Genomic DNA, 18883 nt, shown 5'->3' with positions numbered 1-18883 from the left:
ATACGCTATTCTCTATTTTTCGCGCACTTCGCGGCCTGAAGCAAACTGGTCAAGCGCGCCGGTCTTAGCGATTCCAACGTAAAGGAGCCACATCAAAACACCAGCAATCACAATACCGGAAACCACAGTGCTGACGAGGTATGGAACACCGTAAGGGCCCATCAAATTAATACCCTGCAACTTGCCGAGGAAGGTGTAGCCCCAGCAGCCAATGCCAGTTAATGCGCCGGAAAGAATCATGGTGTTCAAATTCCACTTCTTGTAAGCGAAAATAACGAAAGCAATCTCAGCAAACAGACCCTGAACAGCTGCAATAGCGAAGGTTTCAGCGCCACCCCACTGATTGCCCATCAAAGCCTCAAGCACACCGGCAACGACTTCTGCATAAATAGCAGCACCCGGCTTACGCACGATAACAGCAGCTAAAGGAGCGGCAAACAGCCAAAGACCATTAATAAGACCGCCAAAACCTGGAACAATGTTGTCGAGCGCAGCCCAAGGAACAGCGTAAAATACTGCAACAACCCAATAAATAAAAGCAGAAACAACGCCGATAACCGACGCAACTGCAATGTCGGCAACACGCCACTGCATATTTACCTGATAATTTTCTTCTGACATAAAATGTGCCTTTCTTGTTGTGTGTTGCAATGCGTTACATTGTGCGCAATGCAATACTTTGCGTTACAAAGAAACCTTGCAACACCTCTCAGGCACGGGAAAAACTGACCTCCGTGCGCCGGCATTAACCGGATTCACGTTCAAGCGGTTTTCTCTCAGCTTTTGGCGGTGCGCAGTAACGCACCAACGCAAAGCACCCGTGTCGATTGACGATTGTACGGCACCGCGTCGACGCACGCTGCAACGAGACTGATTGTTTACGCGCGACAGTTTCGTTACAGCCGTGTACAGAAAATGTCGAAATCTCACCAAAAAGCGACAGTTTCGTTACAGCTGTGTACAGAAAATGTCGAAATCCCACCAAAAAGCGACAGTCACTTCACACTTACGTAAAGTAACTGTCGCCAATCCGTCGCAAACAAAAATAATTTACTTACCGCGCATCGCACGTCGGCTAATACGCTGCGGATGAGTAGGGTCAATCCCCTTTGGAATACCAAATCCGCTCTTGCTTTGCAACGTACGCAAACGCTCGTTCAAAATTGCAAGCTCCGTCTTCGTAAGGAAGAAACGGCGGTTCGGGTGAATCTTATTAAACAACGCAAACTTGTGATTCGACGGCTGCAACGTCTTAGCGCGAAGCACCTTACCGCGCAATTCCTTAAGCTTCACCTGGTTCGCACCATTACCAACAGAAATACGATAAACCGGTATATTAGAACCGGCGGTTACGCTCTTAATTGCGTGCTCCTGACGATCCATTGCGTGCATCACACGCTCATAATTACCTTCGCCAATCAGGAAAATACCGTTAAAACCAGTGCCACGCCAAATCGCATCCTTCGTGCGCGGATCCACCCACACCGGCTGCTGCGGGAATTTAAAACCACCCTTGTTAATCGCCGACACGATACCGGCAGCCGCACCCGGTCGACCTTCCAACTTGGCGTAACCAACCTTATCAGCGCGCTTCGTAAGCACCACCGTAAACAGCAACAAACCAAGCATTGCCGCGGTAACAATTATCATAATCCACGACACAATCGACCAGCGCAACAGCAGTCCAATCACCACTGCCACCACTATTGGCGCCACAAACGCAGCCGCTAACCACAGCGGCAACTGCTTATCATCCGCGTGAGTGTACTTATAGATGCGGATAATCTGTGAAACCATACCCTGCTTTTTCATGGATTGCTTCGGATTGTGGGCCTTGTCTTGTGCTTTATCTTGTGCCATGCGTTTATCCCCTGATATTCGCGTTATTTTGAGTTATCTCAAATAATAATAGTAGGTTGTGCAAATATTGATAAGTTTGCGATTACTATATTTCTTACTTTTGCTTAACTTCGGCTTACTTTGGCCAATTTCCTCGCTTTGGCGTGCTCGGCTTCGGCAAACGCCAACGACGCAACTGCATCGCACGACTCCAAGCATACATTCCCGAACGCGACTTACGAGAGACAGCAGCCTCACCAAAACGTTTCGCAAGTTCCTTACGCAACTTACGCCACATAATATACATGTCGATAACTGCAGCAAACAAATAAACATATAACAGCACAGCAAGCACAATATACACTACTGTAAATTGCGAAAGTGCAAACAGGCACGCCATTATTACCACCGCAACCGGCACGAAAAACTCGCCGATATTAAAGCGCGCATCCACGTAATCGCGGATGTACACGCGCCATGGGAGCTGCTCAACCTTCGGCATGTGTGCCAAATCACCCGTGCGCATAGCCTCATACTGCACGTTCTCGCGCTCTCTAATTCGAGCACGCGCCTGCTTTGCGCTGGCCTTACGATCAGCTGGCACCAGAGGACGGAGATTCTGCGCCTGAGCCGTAGCGCGCTTTGGCGTAGGGGCGTTCTTTTCGCGAGATTTAGGTGCTGATTCCGGTGCTGATTCCGGTGCTAATTTCGCTGCTAATTTCGACGACGACGCGCCGACGCTAGCTTCGTTGGCGACGGATTTCTTTGCAAATGGATTCCAAGTCATGTTTGCAGATTACGCGACAGACTAGACGCATACGGGCGTAACGCTCGCGACAGTTTCGTTACAGCCGTGTACAGAAAATGTCGAAATCACGCCAAAAAGCGACATTCCCTTTACAGTCATGTAAAGAAAATAACGAAATCTCCCCCAAAAACGACAGTTTCGTTACAGCCGTGTACAGAAAATGTCGAAATCACGCCAAAAAGCGACATTCCCTTTACGTGAGTGTAAAGAAAATGTCACTTATGCACCAAAGTTGTGCGGAAAGTTGGTGGAAAGTTGTGCGGAACTACTCGCCCAATCGATCCAAAAGAAGCGCTTCCGTCACAATATTTCCGCGCAATCCCGGCAAAGAAATCGACTCGTTAGGGCTGTGCGCATTGGACTTAGGATCTTCCGGACCCGTCACCAGTACCTGCGCCTTCGGGAAGATGCGCTGAAGCTCCGGAATAAACGGAATCGAGCCACCCTCGCCCTTATTCACCGGCTCCACGCCGAAAGCATCACGCATGGAAGCGAGCGCATCCTTCGTTGCCACAGCATCCGGATCCATTGCCCAACCCATGCCGTTATCAATCGGCTCTGCAGTAACTTCCGCACCAAATGGCGCGTGAGATACCAAAAAGTCACACAACGCTTTTTGCGCTTCTTCCGGACGCTGCGAAGGCGCGGTACGAAGCGAAAGACGCAACTTAGTTTCGTGCGCGATCACATTAAAACTGCCCTCAACTGGGTGCGCGTCCATGCCGATTACCGTAAGGCTCGGCTTAGTCCACATGCGCGCGGCGAGCGAACCAGTGCCGGCAAGCTTGTACGAATCAACCACGGAAGCGTCAGCACGCACCTGCGCCTCGTCCAAGTCACGCTGCAAACCGCCGACCGGCTCCTCTGCTTCAATTCCAGGAACCGCCAAGTCGCCAGCCTCGTTGTAAAGCGAGGCAATAAGCATGGAAGCGAGAGTGTAAGCGTCCAAAATTGGGCCGCCGAACTGGCCGGAATGTACTTGATGGCCAAGAACTTTAACTTTTACGTCCACGTCGGTATTTCCGCGCAAACTCGTTGTGAGACTTGGGATTTCGGCAGACCAATTGCCGGAATCAGCCACGATAATTACGTCGGATTCAAATTCGTCTTTATGAGACTCGATGAACGGAATGAAGCTTGGTGAGCCCATTTCTTCTTCACCTTCGATGAATACCTTAATATTCACGCGCAAATCGTCGCTGAGCGCGCGCAAAGCGCCGTAATGAATCGCAATTCCGCCACCGTCGTCGGCAGATCCGCGTCCGTAAAGGCGGCCGTCGCGCTCGGTACCTTCAAACGGGTTGGTTTCCCATTCGGATGGGTCTGGCACTGGCTGCACATCGTGATGCGCGTACAGCAAAACCGTTGGCGCGCTTGGGTTTACGATGCGAGAGCCGACCACTTCAAAAGCCCCCGGAGTACCGTCCGGATTCGTGGACTGCTCAACGCGCGCATCAATACCAACCTCACGCAATACCCCAGCCACGTATTGTGCGGACTTTTGCATATGCTCGCCGGCAATTCCCTTAGCCGACACCGCCGCAAGCGAAATCTTCTTATTCAGCACGGAAACTACGTCATTCCAAGCGTCCTGCACACGCTCGCGCACGTCTTCAACAGCCAAACCTGCCATAAATCCTCCCAAGTAAAAGTAACAGAACGGTAATTTGCACCCGTAAATTACACCTATAAACTTATACCTATAAACTATATCCGCAACTATATCCGCAAGCTTGTTCGCAAACGCCGGAGAAAAAACTCCCGCAAATGTTCCACAAAATGGCCAAACAACAACAAAACCCGGAGAAAAACTCCGGGAAATGTTCCAAAAAACCACCAAAACAACAACAAACGCCGGAAAAAACTCCCGAAAATGTTCCAGAATAACGCCAGAACGCTCGCACGGTTAACGCGCGCGCAATGCTGCGCTCAAGCAGGTCGTCAGCGCACATTTGGAACGCTTAGTTTAGTCAGCCCTCTCAATGCGTGCGACAACCCAATCGACTATGTAAGGCGCGCACTGCTCAACCTGATCCATCGCAACCTCAAACTCGCGCGGGCCACCATACCACGGATCTGCCAAATCGAGCAGCATCTCGCGACCCGGCTGCGGCTTAGGAAGCGCCGGATCAAACGCACGATACATGTGCACCAGCTCGCGCTTTTCCGCGGGAAGCAAGCGCAACAGCGAGCGCATATGCGAAGCTGTCATCGGCAAAAACAGGTTCGTCGCCGCAATCTCATCCGCCTCAATTCGGTGCGCAAAATGCGAAACCGGCAGCCTATACCCGCGTTTCGTAAGCTCTTTCTGCGCTCGGCGATCAATTGGATTCCCGTACTCCTCGTCGCTAACGCCGCTGGAACGCACGGCAACGACGTCGCCCAATCCCCTCAACTGGAACTCGTTGCGCAACACAATTTCCGCCATTGGCGAGCGGCAAATATTGCCCGTGCAAACCGTCATAACAGTATATGGGTGACGCGCGTCGACCTTGATTTTGCTTGATTCTTCAGTCATTTTTCCTCGTTTACTTTGCGATTCCTCGCTTACTCTGCGATTTCTCGTTTACTTTGTAATTCGATAGTTATTTCGCGATTTAATAGCTTATTTTGCAGGCTTATATACCATGAAGCGGTATTTTGCAGGATTGCTTTCGCCACCAACTTTCAGCGGCGCTTCCTGCCACTCACCTTCGCGCGCAACACACCATTTTCCAGCCACAACAAGCGATTGAAGGTCGGGAGCAAAGGTGTCTGCCGCAACTTTTGCGTCGATTTGCGTTACGTAAGCTGCGTCAGCGTGATAATTCGCGAGCATTTCTCGCAAAATCGCAGCGCCACCAATAACCCAGATTGCGGGGCCGTCTAAAGGCGAGTCTTGAGGCGAGTCTTGAGATACGCTTTCCTGACTTTCCAGCGCTTCCCTATTTTCCAGCCATTCGCGCGCATAATCTAAAGCCGCGTCAATGCTAGTAAAAGTACGCGCTCCATCTGCCACAAAATCCGGATTATGCGTAACCACAATATTTTCGCGGCCTGGAAGCGGACGGAATTTCGGCGGCATCGAATCCCACGTACCGCGACCCATAATCACAGGGCAGCCAATAGTCATCGCCTTAAAATAGCGCAAATCCGGGGAAAGTCGCCACGGCATGCCGCCGTTCACGCCCATCGCACCGGGCTTGCCGTCCAAACCGAAAGCCTCTCCCCAAATCAGTCGCACAGGAAAATTATTCACCGCACTTACGCTACTTTCCATTTTCTCCACCTAAAAACTAAATCATGCAAAATCAAGCAAAACCAAGCAAATCAAGCGAAAACAAGCAAAATATTTCGCAATTATCACACCGCAACCGGCGCTTTAATCGTCGGATGATGCTTATAATCAACCACCTTAAAATCGCTGTAATCGTAGTCAAAAATCGAATCCGCCTTACGAATTTCAAGCTGCGGATACGGGTATGGCTCGCGCGAAAGCTGCTCAAGCACCTGCTCAACGTGATTGTCGTAAATATGGCAATCGCCGCCCGTCCACACGAACTCGCCCGGCTCAAGACCCGCCTGCTGAGCCATCATCATCGTCAAAAGCGAGTAAGACGCAATGTTAAACGGCACGCCGAGGAACATATCGCAAGAACGCTGGTAAAGCTGGCACGAAAGCTTGCCGTCGGCAACGTAGAACTGGAAAAGCGAATGGCAAGGCGGCAACGCCATACGCTCAACTTCCGCAGGATTCCAAGCGCTAACAATCATGCGGCGGGAATCCGGATGATGCTTCATAAGGTCCAAAACGTTCGCAATTTGGTCGATTGTGCGATTTGGATTTTCCGCCGTAGGCGCCGGCCAACTCCTCCATTGAACGCCGTAAACCGGTCCTAAATCGCCGTTTTCATCCGCCCACTCGTCCCAAATATGAACGCCATTTTCCTGCAACCAACGCACGTTACTCGAACCCTTAAGGAACCAAAGTAACTCGTACGCAAGTCCTTTGAAAAACACGGTTTTTGTGGTGATCAGCGGGAAGTATTTACTAATATCGAAGCGGATTTGCTGGCCAAAAAGTGAGATTGTGCCAGTGCCGGTGCGATCAGATTTTAGAGTGCCTTCCGTAAGGATTTTTCGCACTAAATCCTCATAAGGAGTAGGAATGCTGGAAAGCGGTTTTTGTGGTACACGTGCGCGAATAGCCGCGAGTTCTTCTTCTGTTAAAGCCATGCTTTAATGGTAACAATTGCTCGGTAAGAAACGGGCTGTCGCGACAATTTCTTTACGCACGTGTAAATGAAAAGTCGAAATCTTGCCGAAAAGCGATTAATACTTTACAGCGTTGTAAAGGAAAAGTCGAAACCTACGCACTACAGCGCAAAGAATCGCGTAAGATAGTTAAAGTAGAACAACAGCAAAGGAGCAAAAATGTCCAGAAGATTGTGGGTTGAGCGCGGAGAAGATGGCACTTGGGAAGCACACAGCGACGACGGTGCGAGCTTGAAATTTGGCCACGGCGAAGGCATGTTCAACCCGGTTGAGCTTATGCAGATTGCATTGGCCGGTTGCACCGCATTGAGCAGCCAGTACGCTGTCGAACACGCAATTGGTGAAGGCGAAGGCGCGCGCGTGGTAGTTGACGGCACTTACGATGCAGAAGAAGGCACCTACTTGCGTTTCCAAGAAGACGTTACCGTTGATGCCACCTCAGTTAAGCCAGCACTCAGCGAAGAAGACGCAAACGCACTCAAAGATCGCATGGAACGTCATATTTCCAAAGGTTGCACGGTAAAACACACGCTTGAAAAAGGTGCCGCAGTTCGCGTCAACGTTACAATTCGCCACTAAAATCAACCCAACGTCACCAAAACCGACAAAAAATACCGTAAAATTTACTCAAAATTCACCACATGTGGCACAATTGAGTACACTGTCGTAATTCGTACAGGTCTCTGCGAGACGCACACGTCCACGTCACACAGGCGATTCACGCACGTCATATAGGCGCGCGAACGCAGCGACTTGCACGAATACGTTGGATGATGCCCGCGCAATTATCGCAATCCGCTAGCATCGACGCTATGCACGTAACCGGAGGAAACTTTGAAAATCGCTATTTTTACTGAAACGTATCCACCTTACATTAATGGCGTCGCAACACAGTCTTATATGCTTAAAAAAATGTACGAGGAGCTTGGGCACGAAGTGCTTGTGGTCACGGTTGGCTCCGAAAAGCAACGCAAAACCAAGCTTGAAGACGGCGTCGTTTATGTGCCAGGCATCTTACTAAAAAAGCTTTACAAATATCGCGTGGCACTTCCAATCGGACACATGCGCAAGCAGCTTCCGCTTAAATTTAAGCCGGACGTTATTCATATTCAAAACGAGTTCGGCATTGGCGAAATCGGCTTGGAAGTGGCGAAAAAAGAGCATATTCCGGTTATTTATACGCTGCACACCGAATACGATAAGTTCCTGTTTTACATTGGTTTGAAGCATTTTACTGAGTTTTCGCGCAACCTTTCGGCGAAATATTTTATGCGATTCTCAAAAAATGCCACAATTATTACGAGCATGTCTGCTAAAGCGCAGGCTTATATTGACCGTCAGAAAGTTGATAAAAAGGTGGTTGTGCTCAGCAACGCTGTGGAATATAAAAAGTTCCTGCCAACGCCTGAGCGACTCGCCTTCCGTAAAGCTTTCCGCGAAAAATATGGTGTTTCGGATTCGACTAAGCTGTTTGTATTCGTTGGCAGAATTGGAGCCGAAAAAAATATTGCGGAGCTGATTGATAACTTTATGTACTGCGATTTTCCAAAGGAAAAAGCGCGGCTGTTTGTAATTGGCGGCGGTCCGGATTTGGAAGACTTGCGAAAGCGCGTGGCAGACAACGGTTTTGACGACAGAATTTGCTTGCTGGGGCCTGTTGTGCACACGGATATTCCAAAGTATTTGCACGCAATGGATTACTACACTACTGCCTCACTTTCCGAAATGCATTCGCTGTCGATGCTTGAGGCGATGGCTTCCGGCTTGTTTGCGCTTGTGAAACACGACGCGCCGAATGAGAATCAGATTATTGCCGGCAAGAACGGTTATCAGTGGGATACTAAGGAAGATTTTAAAGCCGTTTTCAGTAAGGTTTTGAATATGAGCGAGGCTGAGCAGGCTCAGCTTAAGGCGAATGTGCTTGAGTATTCAAAGAATAACGATTTTAAGAACCAAGCGCTTGAGCTTCTTAAGATTTACAAGCGCGCGATCGAAATGAATAACGAGAAGATCGCTAAGAAGAAATCTTGACATACGTGACGACCTTGCTTCCGCGCAGCATTGCGCGCGCTGCCCATTCTTCAGACATTGGCGCAGATTGCGTACTGCATTAGGGTCACATTTTGCCTATCTTCAGACACTGGCGCAGATTGCGTACTGCATTAGGGTCACATTTTGCCTATCTTCAGACACTGGCGCAGATTCCATACTGCATTAGGGTCACATTCTGCCTATCTTCAGACACTGGCGCAGATTGCATACTGCATTAGGGTCTCTTAAAACACCAAAAATACAAAAGCCGGAGAAAAAACTCCGGCAAATGTTCCAAAAAACCACCAAAGCTCGCGCACTTCCCCGAAATTGTGTAACGACCTGCTTCCGAGCTAAATCACAGCGCGAAAGCAGGTCGTCACGTTAACGCAGAAACCAAACTGCACATTGACCGGCTGGAATTCTAGTGCAGCGGATCAATTGTCTGCTCAATCTCCTTAGCCGCATCCGCACCAGCCTTTGGCACATCAACCTCATGCACGCCGGAAATATCCTCAATAGAAGCCTCAGAAACCTGCTTCTGCGCCTGCGCAACCTGAGCTGCACTAAATTCCACGTACTTACGCGGAACCACGTACACAGGCCTCGACGAATGCTGCAACAAGCCCTGGCTAATCGAACCCAGCAACAAACCGGTAAAACCACCACGCCCACGCGAGCCAACCACCACTAAATCATGGTTCAAACTCGCCTGAGTCAACGCATCTACAGCGGAACCAGGCACAACCGTGCGATGAATCTTCAAATTCGGCAGATCCTTCAAAATCGGCTTCACACGCTCCTCAAGATCTTCCATATACGATCCCATAACAGCAGTGTCGCCTTCCGCACCTTGCACCCTCGGAACTGCAGAAATAACATCGAGCTCAGCATTCCAACTGTCTGCCAAATTCGCAGCAATTTCCAGCGCTTTAAGCCCCCACTTCGACTCGTCAGAACCCACAGCCACACGCGTAATCGTATTGTTTAAATGAATACGCTGGCCGTCGTCGTCAGTATAAGGCACCACCACAATCGGGCAGTAAGCATAAGCAGGAAGCGACGAACTCGTAGTGCCGAGCAAACGTTCAGCAAGCCCACCCTTACCACGATTACCGATTACGATAAGTTGATAGTTGCGCGAAAGCTCCACGAAAACCGACGAAGGATCGCCTGTAACAATCAAAGTAGTTGCGTCAACGCCCTGCTCAAGTGCAACCGCTTTAGCTTTAGAAAGTATTTCTTGGGCATCGTGATGAGCCGCGTTATCGTCGCCAATAGCGGTGTAAGTAGCATCAAACGAAACAGCAGCATAGCTTGGCAAAGAATAAGCGCACACTATTTGCAACTGCAAGCCAGCATGCTTTGCGTAATTTGCCGCCCACCACACAGCTTTGTAACTCGCGTGAGAGCCGTCAACTCCAACCAACACAGCCTTCTCAGGAACCATTGTTTCAGGGACCATCACCAACCTCCTCAAAACGGGCATTCGTGGCAGCAGCGTCACTCATGCACAATACGTACGTACTATTGTATCCTAATTTTCGTTTGACTGTCGGCTGTTTAGCGGCAATTTTATAAATAACACGCCATAACAAAAGCTTACGCACTAAAGCGCAACATTCTTAAGAGAGCTATATTTTTACAACACGCGGCGAATCGAATAACCAGTTCGGAACATGTAACGCACTGCATCGTAACGAGTGCCGCCAAACTGAGAGTTAATAATCATGCCGTTACCAACGTAAATAGAAGCGTGGTTTGCATTGGCAATAATGTCACCCGGTTGAGCCTGGTCCAAGCTTGGAATAAGCGTACCTACCGTAGCCTGCGCTCCGGAAGTTCGTGGCAACGCAACGCCAATATGAGCGAAAACGTACTGTACAAAGCCAGAGCAATCCCATCCGGCAGGAGTTGTACCGCCACTACGATACGGCACCTTTCCTAAGAACTGGCTAGCAAAATTCAACAATGCTGAAGCAGAATTTCCGTCAGGAGGAACTATAACGCTAAGCGGCGCTCCAGTGAGTTCGCCGCGGACTGAAGAACGGTTCGCTGCAGCATCAGCGAAATCCCTACGCGCACGATCTGCTGCGGCTTCTGAAGGAGTCTGAGTTTGCGGAACATTCAAGTTTTCAATGCTACCCCAGTGCGAACTGGCATCTACGTCAGTTGCGGTGGATTCGACGAGAATATCGCGACGCACATTCGTAACTTTAGGGAACGAGCGTGTGGAAGTAACAGCTTGCTCCGTAGACACGCGCGAAGAATCCGCCATGGCCATTGGGGTCATAGCAGCAAGCAACGAAACAGCAATAACAGCCGATGCAATAACTGAAGAAATTTTTCCGCGTTTCAACATCTCTTGCAGCATATCATGCGCTGCTTACATGCTGGGTAATCACGCGTAGTAACCGTAGTAACAACAGTAACCACAGTAACCGCAATAGTAACAACACAGCAACAGCAGTAACGGCAGCCGTAGCAGCAACAAATTAATTTACTAACAAATAAAATTTAGTAGTAAATAAAATTTAGTAGTGAATAAACTGATATTGCGAAAGCTGTTGAGCACTAAACTTACGAGAGAATGTACGACCGCGATAAGACTCACCAGACTCGGAAGTCTCAACTGAACCATCAGGATTAATCTTCTCAACAATCGCCACGTGACCATAACGCGCATCCGCACCAGCCTGATGCGGCTGGAAAACAATAATATCTCCTACGTGACGGGCAGTACGATCAACCCAATAGCCAATAGCGCGAGCCGAATTAGCCCACATACTACCGTTACCAAAATTTGAACCAACCGGCAAACCGAGCTGGTGACGGCGCACATACACCCACCAAGTGCACTGGCTAAACTCGTAGGCATTGCCAGTATCGCCAGAATCGTGATTGGCATTAAAGCCCTTCGGCAACGAAGCAGCGTCCTTGTCTACCAACAAAGCAACCTGCGGATTATCAGCCGCAGAACGAGACATTTCCGCAATATTAAAGCTTGCGTCCGAACCAAGATTCCAAGAGTCTGCCTTAGAAGAAGCAGTCGACGCAGTGCCGAGCTGCAGCTGAGTCATCACCGGAGCAGCATGCTTACCATAAGGATGCTCCAACGAATCCACAGCATTGTTAATAATAGCCCTAGCACGAGCGTTAGCATCCAAAGATTCACGCCGGCTAGAACGTGAAACCATGGAAGGTTCATCGTCTATAGCAGAAAATTCCGGCACAAACTCGGCCGCATGCGTATCTGAAGAATTAATTTTCGTAAACGACATCGTTGCCGTAACAGTGCCTACCAAAGCAACCAAAGAAGTCGAAAGCATCAGCAAACGGCGACGCTCACCAGCAAGACGAGCCAAACGAAAATCACGTCTACTCTGAGGAACTAATGCTTGTAAACGTTCGCGCACCTCATCAGAAAGCTCCACCACAGCACCATTGCTTGCAGCAACTACAGGACTATTCTGCACGCCCCGAAGCACATTCCGAGAAGCAGCATGAGCTCCATGAGCTCCATGCGAGCCACGGTGTGCTACAAATAGCGAAAAAAGTGTATCATTACCCTTTTTCGCCTTAGGAGCACCATGTGCAGCATGCTTCATAAAAATCACTTTCTAACAGTAACTTCACGGACAGAGGTAGCCAAACACCACCACTCACAGTGCACAACTCTACAACGTGGTTAGGATGACACGGCTAATTATGGGCAATTACAGGCAATCTATAAGGATTTTGCGCGCGTTTTTTCGCTTCTTACACAGTTAGACTTCACTCAGTTGTATGGTTAAGAGTATGAAATTTGCACCTATAGTTAACCCCGATGTGCGCAAGAAGGCACCGAAGCCTTTGCGCGTGGATTTGCGTAAGATTTTTACTATAGGCACCGCTATATGGATTGCAGCAACCATAGTTGCGTTATTCCTTGCGATATTGCGTATAACAACGTGGTTTTCGGTAGACGTGTGCGTGTCCGGAATGATTATTGGCGTACTTATGCTAATTTGGGAACATTTCGACCGTTGGGACTATCGCCGCTTAGGTAAGTAAATTAATTCTTCAAAAGCGGTAGCGCAAAACTTACCGTAGTGCCCTGCCCCGGCCTGCTCCACAAAGTAATATTGCCACGATGCGTAAGTGCCACATGCTTAGCGATAGCAAGACCTAAACCAACGCCATCTTTACTACGATTATTTTGATTATGCGCACGATAGAAACGCTCAAAAACGCGCGGCTGCTCGCGAACGTCAATACCGACGCCACTATCAACCACACGAATCACCGCATACTGGCCATCTGACGAAAGTTCTGCAGACACGGCGACTACAGAATTTGCTGGAGAATACGCAATCGCATTCTCAACCAACTTTCTCACTGCAGCACAAACCTGCTCAGCATCGCCACGAACCCGCAGTGACGAATTAGTTTTCACAATCACGCGAACCTTACTCGTAGCAGCAAATGAAGCAACTTGCTGCTGTACCCTGACAAGCTGATCGTCAATCGAAAGTACATCAGCCTGCGTTACATCTATAGGCGACTGCGCACGCAACAACCACATTAAATCTTTCATAATATGTTCAAGACGTTCGGAAGATTTCCCGGCAACTCGCGCAATATCCTTAACTTTTTGCGCAGTAACATTTTCACTTTGAAGAACTTTCGTAAGATTAGTGATTGTGCGCGTTGAACTCATAAGCTGCTCAGAAACGTTGGCAATAAAGTCGTCACGCGTTTGCGCAAAGCGACGAGACGCACTCGTATCTTCAATCACCACAACTACCATGCCGCGTCCAACGCTACCAACGGTGGCAGTAAGCCAATTTGGGCGAGAAACAGTAGTTTGATATGTGGAACTTGCGTTGGAAGAAGTTGCGGAAGAAGAGTAATCGCTACTTTCCTCACCGATAGTTACGTACCGCTCTGGGGTATCAGTAACCATAGTAAAACGTTCAAAACCACCCGAAGCACGTACACTATTTACCGCCTGCAAAACGCGCGGTTGCGCCAACGAATCGTCACTAACTACGCCAAGCAAATACGCCTCAGAACTTGCGCGGACTACATCGTTGTCGGTGTCAATCACAATCGTAGGCGTTTGTAGCATAGCCAAAACTTGCGCAGCATCGGAACTCACATCGTCGGCAGAAACACCATCTACATCAGAATCGTACGCATCGTCAGAATCGTACGCATCACCAGAATCTGCACTTTTTAAAAACGATCGCAATCTAAGAACCTTAATCAATCCCCCAAAACTCCGCATCAACGCGCTACAAACGCCGCTAACGCCGCGCAACACACGACGCAAGCACGGCAACAACCAATCCGACATCAACACAACAAGCGCCAACACAACGCACAGCGCCAACACGCCAAAAGCAATAAACACCACTGCTGAAGAATCTTGAGGCATATTCTTATAATCTCATATTTCGCAAGTTTTCGTAACTTTTCAGCGAAATTCAGACTTTTTCTTTACACAATCACAAACACAATCGCAAACGCAATCACAAACACAATCGCAAACGCAATCGCAAACACAACCGCAACGCAACAGAAAACACAACAGTAAACACAACAGCAAACACAACAGCAAACACAACAGAAAACACAACAGCAAACACAACAGAAGCGGGATCACCAAACGCAACCGCAAACGCAACCGCAAGAGGGATGCCGCGGTGTTACGAACGTCCTCTATAATAAATAAGGATGTCTGCCGATAATGACGTCTGCAAATAGGGCTGTCTGCTAAGGCTGTCTGCGACCACCAAAGAAAGGATGCACCATGCGAGTAATTTTCAACGAAGAGATGAAGTCCGTGGCAACCAACATTGAGCGCATGGCTGAACTTGTGGCAAAAGCCATGAACGACGCTGGCAACGCGTTAATTAACGCGGATTTGGACGCTGCACAAACTGTTATCGACAACGACGCGAATTTGGACGCTTTAGAATCAAGCGTAATCGACCAATGCCTCACCCTTTTAGCACGCCAAAACCCAGTGGCAACGGACCTGCGCGAAGTTGTGGCAACCATGCGACTTGCTGCCACTTTTGAGCGCATGGGAGATTTAACAAGCCACGTTGCGCAAATTGCAAGACGCACATGGCCAGATTCAGCCATACCAGACGAAGCACGCGAAACGATTGTGGCTATGATTGACTTCCTGCGCGAACTTTCTGGACGCTTAACCGACATGCTTTCTCGCCGCGATGTCAGCATGGCAGAAACTATTATTGCCAGCGACGATACGCTTGATACATTACATGAGAAAATTTTTGAACTAGTTGAAGGCGAAGCGTGGCACGGCACGCGCAAACAGCTTATCGACGTTGTGCTGCTGAGCCGTTTTATTGAACGCATTGGCGATCATTCCGTGGCTGCCGCAAGACAAGTGCTGTTCATTGTTTCGGGATTTGACCCGTCAAAGAAGCCGGAACCAGATAAAGACACGGTTGTGGCTTGATTCGCGAGGATTAAGTAGCAAAAGTAGCGCAAGTATTAAAAGTAACGAAAGTAACGAAAATAACGAAAGACGTTACTCAAATAAATAACTATAAAAAAGTAGGTCCGCAAGATTAATTGCAGACCTACTTTTTATCTAACTTAATCTAGTCAAATTTCACTTCTGGCCCTGAGCAGCAACAGCGGCAGCACCGGCAGCGGCAGCTTCTGGATCCAAATACTCACCGCGAGGCTTGATTGGCTTGAAATTCTCATCCAACTCGTAAAGCAGCGGAATAGCAGTAGGAATATTGACCTTGGAAATCTCTTCCTCGCTCAAGCCGTCGAGCATCTTCACGATTGCGCGCAAGCTGTTGCCGTGAGCTGCAATCATTACAGTCTTGCCAGACTTAAGCTCTGGAATAATCTCCGACTCCCAGTAAGGGGTTACGCGGGTCACAACGTTTGCCAAAGCTTCAGTTTCTGGAACTGGATCGCCTGCGTAACGAGGATCGTTAGTCTGAGAATACTCATCGTTTGGATCAATCTCAGGAGGCGGAGTTGCGTAAGAACGACGCCAAATCATGAACTTCTCATCGCCATATTCCTGACGAATCTCAGACTTGTTCTTACCTTGCAAAGCGCCATAGTGACGCTCGTTCAAACGCCAGCTGCGACGAACTGGAATCCACAAGCGGTCGGCTGCATCAAGCGCGTAATTCGCAGTGTTGATAGCGCGACGAAGCAAAGAAGTGAACACGATGTCTGGAAGAACGTTCTTCTCTTTAAGAAGCTCGCCACCATGCTTAGCTTCCTCAACACCCTGCTCAGTCAGCGGTACATCAACCCAACCAGTGAACTGATTGGTCTTATTCCATGCGCTCTGACCATGTCGGAGCAATACTAATTTGTATGTCATAACTACCCAGTCTATTCGTTTCGTAAGACTACTTGCATAAAAGTAAACAAACACGAAAAATTTAATAGAAAAAGCCGCCGAACACTAAATAGCATTCAACGGCTTTATCTACTAAAAATTATCAACTAGCGAAGTGGCTTTACGAGTGGGAAGGTAATCGTCTCGCGAATAGTTGCACCCGTAAGAGCAATCAGCAAGCGATCAATACCCATGCCCATGCCGCCGGCAGGAGGCATACCAACGCCGAGAGCCTCAATGAAGTCCTCATCAATATCCATTGCCTCAACGTCGCCAGCCAAAGCGTCCTTAGCCTGAGCTACAAAACGCTCACGCTGCACAACCGGGTCGTTAAGCTCGGAATAGCCGGTCGCAAGCTCAAAGCCACGCACGTACAAATCCCACTTCTCCACCATTCCAGGCTTCGTGCGGTGACCCTTAACAAGCGGGCTGGTCTCCACTGGGAAGTCACGCACAAACGTTGGCTCGTAAAGCTTATCCTCGTAGAAGTGCTCCCACAAGTGCTCCACCAACTTGCCGTGATTCTCCACGTCATCGCGCTCAACGCCAAGCTTGTCCGCAATCGCACCCAAATGCTCAACGGAAGTTTCCGGCGTAATCTCCTCACCCAAAGCCTCGGAAAGCGAGCCGTACATGGTAATCTGCTTCCATTCGCCACCAAAATCGTATTCTTCACCGTTAAGCAAAGTCACCTTAGTGGAACCAAAAGCGTCAACCGCAGCCTTCTGAATCAGCTCCTTAGTAAGATCACCAATCGTATCGTAAGTGCCGTAAGCCTGGTAAGCCTCGAGCATTGTAAACTCTGGAGCGTGAGTTGCATCTACGCCTTCGTTGCGGAAATCACGGTTGATTTCAAACACGCGGTCAATGCCGCCAACCAAGCAGCGCTTCAAGAACAGTTCTGGAGCAATGCGCAAGTAAAGATCAATGTCGAAAGCGTTCATGTGAGTGGTAAACGGACGAGCAGCAGCGCCGCCGTGAACCGTCTGCAACATTGGAGTCTCAACCTCAAGGAAGTCGTGAGTTTCGAAAGTGCGACGAAGCGAAGCTACAGCGCGCGAACGCCTACGAACCATATCGCGAATCTTCTCGTCCGCAATCATACCAATATAAGGCTTGCGAGTACGAGTATCGTCGCTTAATTCCTTGTGCAAAGCTGGAAGTGGCTGCAAGGCCTTAGCTGCAATCGCCCACTCAGTTGCAAACACGGAAAGCTCGCCAGTCTTAGACGAAATCACGCGACCACGCACATACAAATGGTCACCCAAATCAACCATTTGCTTGAAATTCTTAATGGAATCTTCACCAATTTCCTTCTTGGAAACCATGGCCTGAATCGTAGTTCCGTCGCCAGCCGAAAGCTGAACGAAGCACAAGCCGCCTGCATTACGCAAGAAAAGCACACGTCCTGCAATACCAACCTCGGTATCAGTTTCCTCGCCAGCTTCAAGCTTACCGTCGAAATCAGCACGCACCTTTTCGATAGTATCCGTAACGTTGAGATGCACCGGGTAAGGCTGTACGCCTTCCTTAAGCATCATCGCGCGCTTAGCAACGCGCATCTGGACCTGCTCCGGATGAGCCTGCGGGCCAAATTCTTTATTGCTTGGATCGATAGCTTCGTCGAGGGTTGCGCCTTCGTTTACACGCTTGGCAATTGCCTCGTCTTGAGCGAGCAGCATTTCGGCATGCTCGACGGTGTCAATTTCATTGACGGTATCTGTTGCTTCATTTTCTGCGGCATTTTGCGCGGCAGACATTGCAGTATTGGTGTCAGTCATAAACGCTTATTGTAGCCAGTAGGTAATACAGATATGCGCTAAATGAGCGCGCTGAAAACGGTTTTTCTCACAATTTTGCTCGCGGTTTTGCAAGTTAATACGGTAAAAATCTATGTTTTTGCAGAGATATTTACATTTTTCTGTTTTCTATACGAAAATAGCTTGATAAGGAAAAGTTTTACTATTTTATGGAAAATATACGAAATTATTTACGAAAAGTGGTATTTTTTGGCAAATGTTGCGGATTTTTGATTGCGTATAGTAAGCCGGAAGTAGGTAAAAAGTAAGTCAGAAGTAAGTCAGAAAAAGCAAAGTGAAAAAGTTACAGTTAAATAAGAAAATTTTTAGAAACATTACAAAAGATTTAAGAAATTTTATTTTATAACGACACACGTTGAAAATTTGTAGCAAGCTCACGCTAATATTGCGACGTTGTTGGAGTGCTGTAATTGGCTTACACAATTGGCTTACACAATTGGCTTGGCTAAATCCACGCCTTTTCAGCAGATTCAACATCGGGCTGTAGCGCAGTTTGGTAGCGCGCTTCGTTCGGGACGAAGAGGCCGCGGGTTCAAATCCCGCCAGCCCGACTTTTGATTTCTCGCATCACAATCCCCCCCCCCCCCCCGCAAATTCCGACATTTACTGCACACGGCTGTAAAGTAACCGTCGTTTTTAGGCGAGATTCCGACATTTACTGCACACGGCTGTAAAGTAACCGTCGTTTTTAGGCGAGATAGCGCTAGTTTCTTTACGTGGCTGTAAAGTTAAAGTCGATTG

Annotated in this window: 17 protein-coding genes and 1 tRNA gene; 5 read left to right on the top strand and 13 right to left on the bottom strand. The window is 48.7% G+C overall.

Going from position 1 to position 18883, the window contains the following annotated elements:
- Nucleotides 1-12: 12 nt before the first annotated feature.
- From HXT56_RS00780 to HXT56_RS00750, 7 genes are all read right to left on the bottom strand, one after another.
- Nucleotides 13-621 carry an ECF transporter S component gene (locus tag HXT56_RS00780; protein ID WP_421778185.1) on the bottom strand — a complete coding sequence of 203 codons (609 nt, stop codon included), beginning with the start codon at nucleotides 619-621 and terminating at the stop codon, nucleotides 13-15.
- 429 nt (nucleotides 622-1050) lie between these two features.
- Nucleotides 1051-1860: a DUF4191 family protein gene (locus tag HXT56_RS00775; protein ID WP_116712076.1), complete on the bottom strand. Its 810-nt coding sequence runs from the start codon at nucleotides 1858-1860 to the stop codon at nucleotides 1051-1053.
- A 115-nt stretch (nucleotides 1861-1975) separates the two neighbouring features.
- Nucleotides 1976-2626 (bottom strand): DUF3043 domain-containing protein, encoded by a 651-nt coding sequence (locus HXT56_RS00770; RefSeq protein WP_421778184.1) that lies wholly within the window; start codon nucleotides 2624-2626, stop codon nucleotides 1976-1978.
- A gap of 286 nt (nucleotides 2627-2912) precedes the next feature.
- Nucleotides 2913-4280 carry a dipeptidase gene (locus HXT56_RS00765; protein WP_421778183.1) on the bottom strand — a complete coding sequence of 456 codons (1368 nt, stop codon included), beginning with the start codon at nucleotides 4278-4280 and terminating at the stop codon, nucleotides 2913-2915.
- A 333-nt stretch (nucleotides 4281-4613) separates the two neighbouring features.
- Nucleotides 4614-5165, bottom strand: a complete 552-nt coding sequence (locus HXT56_RS00760) for a low molecular weight protein-tyrosine-phosphatase (RefSeq protein ID WP_421778182.1) — start codon at nucleotides 5163-5165, stop codon at nucleotides 4614-4616.
- 87 nt (nucleotides 5166-5252) lie between these two features.
- Nucleotides 5253-5906: a dihydrofolate reductase gene (locus tag HXT56_RS00755; RefSeq protein ID WP_421778181.1), complete on the bottom strand. Its 654-nt coding sequence runs from the start codon at nucleotides 5904-5906 to the stop codon at nucleotides 5253-5255.
- 83 nt (nucleotides 5907-5989) lie between these two features.
- The gene (locus HXT56_RS00750) at nucleotides 5990-6862 is read right to left on the bottom strand and encodes a thymidylate synthase (RefSeq protein ID WP_421778180.1); all 873 of its coding nucleotides are present in this window, start codon (nucleotides 6860-6862) and stop codon (nucleotides 5990-5992) included.
- A 198-nt stretch (nucleotides 6863-7060) separates the two neighbouring features.
- Here HXT56_RS00750 and HXT56_RS00745 point away from each other — a divergent pair, with 198 nt between their 5' ends.
- The gene (locus HXT56_RS00745; protein ID WP_421778179.1) at nucleotides 7061-7480 is read left to right on the top strand and encodes an OsmC family protein; all 420 of its coding nucleotides are present in this window, start codon (nucleotides 7061-7063) and stop codon (nucleotides 7478-7480) included.
- A gap of 255 nt (nucleotides 7481-7735) precedes the next feature.
- Nucleotides 7736-8932, top strand: coding sequence for a glycosyltransferase (locus HXT56_RS00740; RefSeq protein WP_421778178.1), 1197 nt, complete (start codon nucleotides 7736-7738; stop codon nucleotides 8930-8932).
- 424 nt (nucleotides 8933-9356) lie between these two features.
- On the opposite strand, the gene HXT56_RS00735 is transcribed toward HXT56_RS00740, so the two are convergent.
- The 3 genes from HXT56_RS00735 to HXT56_RS00725 all read right to left on the bottom strand — a co-directional run bounded on the left by HXT56_RS00735 (nucleotide 9357) and on the right by HXT56_RS00725 (nucleotide 12540).
- Entirely contained in the window at nucleotides 9357-10382 is a 1026-nt protein-coding gene (locus tag HXT56_RS00735) for a universal stress protein (protein WP_116712092.1), read from the bottom strand.
- A 192-nt stretch (nucleotides 10383-10574) separates the two neighbouring features.
- Nucleotides 10575-11294: a C40 family peptidase gene (locus tag HXT56_RS00730; RefSeq protein WP_421778514.1), complete on the bottom strand. Its 720-nt coding sequence runs from the start codon at nucleotides 11292-11294 to the stop codon at nucleotides 10575-10577.
- Nucleotides 11295-11466: 172 nt separating this feature from the next.
- On the bottom strand, nucleotides 11467-12540 hold the full coding sequence (locus HXT56_RS00725) for a CHAP domain-containing protein (protein WP_421778177.1): 1074 nt from the start codon (nucleotides 12538-12540) through the stop codon (nucleotides 11467-11469).
- A gap of 190 nt (nucleotides 12541-12730) precedes the next feature.
- On the opposite strand from HXT56_RS00725, the gene HXT56_RS00720 reads away from it, so the two are divergent.
- Entirely contained in the window at nucleotides 12731-12985 is a 255-nt protein-coding gene (locus HXT56_RS00720; protein WP_250310108.1) for a DUF2530 domain-containing protein, read from the top strand.
- A gap of 1 nt (nucleotide 12986) precedes the next feature.
- Here the strand turns inward: HXT56_RS00720 and HXT56_RS00715 are convergent, their stop codons facing one another.
- Nucleotides 12987-14351 carry a sensor histidine kinase gene (locus HXT56_RS00715; protein ID WP_421778176.1) on the bottom strand — a complete coding sequence of 455 codons (1365 nt, stop codon included), beginning with the start codon at nucleotides 14349-14351 and terminating at the stop codon, nucleotides 12987-12989.
- 375 nt (nucleotides 14352-14726) lie between these two features.
- Here HXT56_RS00715 and phoU point away from each other — a divergent pair, with 375 nt between their 5' ends.
- On the top strand, nucleotides 14727-15407 hold the full coding sequence (phoU, locus tag HXT56_RS00710; protein WP_421778175.1) for a phosphate signaling complex protein PhoU: 681 nt from the start codon (nucleotides 14727-14729) through the stop codon (nucleotides 15405-15407).
- Between the two features lie 156 nt (nucleotides 15408-15563).
- Here phoU and HXT56_RS00705 read toward each other — a convergent pair whose 3' ends face one another.
- Together HXT56_RS00705 and lysS are read right to left on the bottom strand one after the other, a co-directional pair.
- Nucleotides 15564-16304 carry a phosphoglyceromutase gene (locus tag HXT56_RS00705; protein WP_116712089.1) on the bottom strand — a complete coding sequence of 247 codons (741 nt, stop codon included), beginning with the start codon at nucleotides 16302-16304 and terminating at the stop codon, nucleotides 15564-15566.
- A gap of 125 nt (nucleotides 16305-16429) precedes the next feature.
- A complete protein-coding gene (gene lysS / locus HXT56_RS00700) occupies nucleotides 16430-18082 on the bottom strand; it encodes a lysine--tRNA ligase (RefSeq protein WP_421778513.1) in 1653 nt (550 codons plus the stop codon).
- Between the two features lie 537 nt (nucleotides 18083-18619).
- Here lysS and HXT56_RS00695 point away from each other — a divergent pair.
- Nucleotides 18620-18693: transfer RNA gene (locus HXT56_RS00695), tRNA-Pro, on the top strand.
- Nucleotides 18694-18883 lie beyond the last annotated feature (190 nt).

The sequence above is a fragment of the Gardnerella nova genome (assembly GCF_049244055.1).
GTDB lineage: Bacteria > Actinomycetota > Actinomycetes > Actinomycetales > Bifidobacteriaceae > Bifidobacterium > Bifidobacterium vaginale_H.
This window is presented reverse-complemented; position numbering and strand designations above follow the sequence as displayed.

Bases quoted from the DNA above. Each gene is read 5' to 3' on its own strand.
- HXT56_RS00750 (WP_421778180.1), bottom strand. From the start codon at position 6,862: ATGGCTTTAACAGAAGAAGAACTCGCGGCTATTCGCGCACGTGTACCA.
- HXT56_RS00765 (WP_421778183.1), bottom strand. From the start codon at position 4,280: ATGGCAGGTTTGGCTGTTGAAGACGTGCGCGAGCGTGTGCAGGACGCT.
- HXT56_RS00770 (WP_421778184.1), bottom strand. From the start codon at position 2,626: ATGACTTGGAATCCATTTGCAAAGAAATCCGTCGCCAACGAAGCTAGC.
- HXT56_RS00760 (WP_421778182.1), bottom strand. From the start codon at position 5,165: ATGACTGAAGAATCAAGCAAAATCAAGGTCGACGCGCGTCACCCATAT.
- HXT56_RS00780 (WP_421778185.1), bottom strand. From the start codon at position 621: ATGTCAGAAGAAAATTATCAGGTAAATATGCAGTGGCGTGTTGCCGAC.
- HXT56_RS00735 (WP_116712092.1), bottom strand. From the start codon at position 10,382: ATGGTTCCTGAGAAGGCTGTGTTGGTTGGAGTTGACGGCTCTCACGCG.
- lysS (WP_421778513.1), bottom strand. From the start codon at position 18,082: ATGTCTGCCGCGCAAAATGCCGCAGAAAATGAAGCAACAGATACCGTC.
- HXT56_RS00730 (WP_421778514.1), bottom strand. From the start codon at position 11,294: ATGTTGAAACGCGGAAAAATTTCTTCAGTTATTGCATCGGCTGTTATT.
- HXT56_RS00775 (WP_116712076.1), bottom strand. From the start codon at position 1,860: ATGGCACAAGATAAAGCACAAGACAAGGCCCACAATCCGAAGCAATCC.
- HXT56_RS00705 (WP_116712089.1), bottom strand. From the start codon at position 16,304: ATGACATACAAATTAGTATTGCTCCGACATGGTCAGAGCGCATGGAAT.
- HXT56_RS00720 (WP_250310108.1), top strand. From the start codon at position 12,731: ATGAAATTTGCACCTATAGTTAACCCCGATGTGCGCAAGAAGGCACCG.
- HXT56_RS00715 (WP_421778176.1), bottom strand. From the start codon at position 14,351: ATGCCTCAAGATTCTTCAGCAGTGGTGTTTATTGCTTTTGGCGTGTTG.
- HXT56_RS00745 (WP_421778179.1), top strand. From the start codon at position 7,061: ATGTCCAGAAGATTGTGGGTTGAGCGCGGAGAAGATGGCACTTGGGAA.
- phoU (WP_421778175.1), top strand. From the start codon at position 14,727: ATGCGAGTAATTTTCAACGAAGAGATGAAGTCCGTGGCAACCAACATT.
- HXT56_RS00755 (WP_421778181.1), bottom strand. From the start codon at position 5,906: ATGGAAAGTAGCGTAAGTGCGGTGAATAATTTTCCTGTGCGACTGATT.
- HXT56_RS00725 (WP_421778177.1), bottom strand. From the start codon at position 12,540: ATGAAGCATGCTGCACATGGTGCTCCTAAGGCGAAAAAGGGTAATGAT.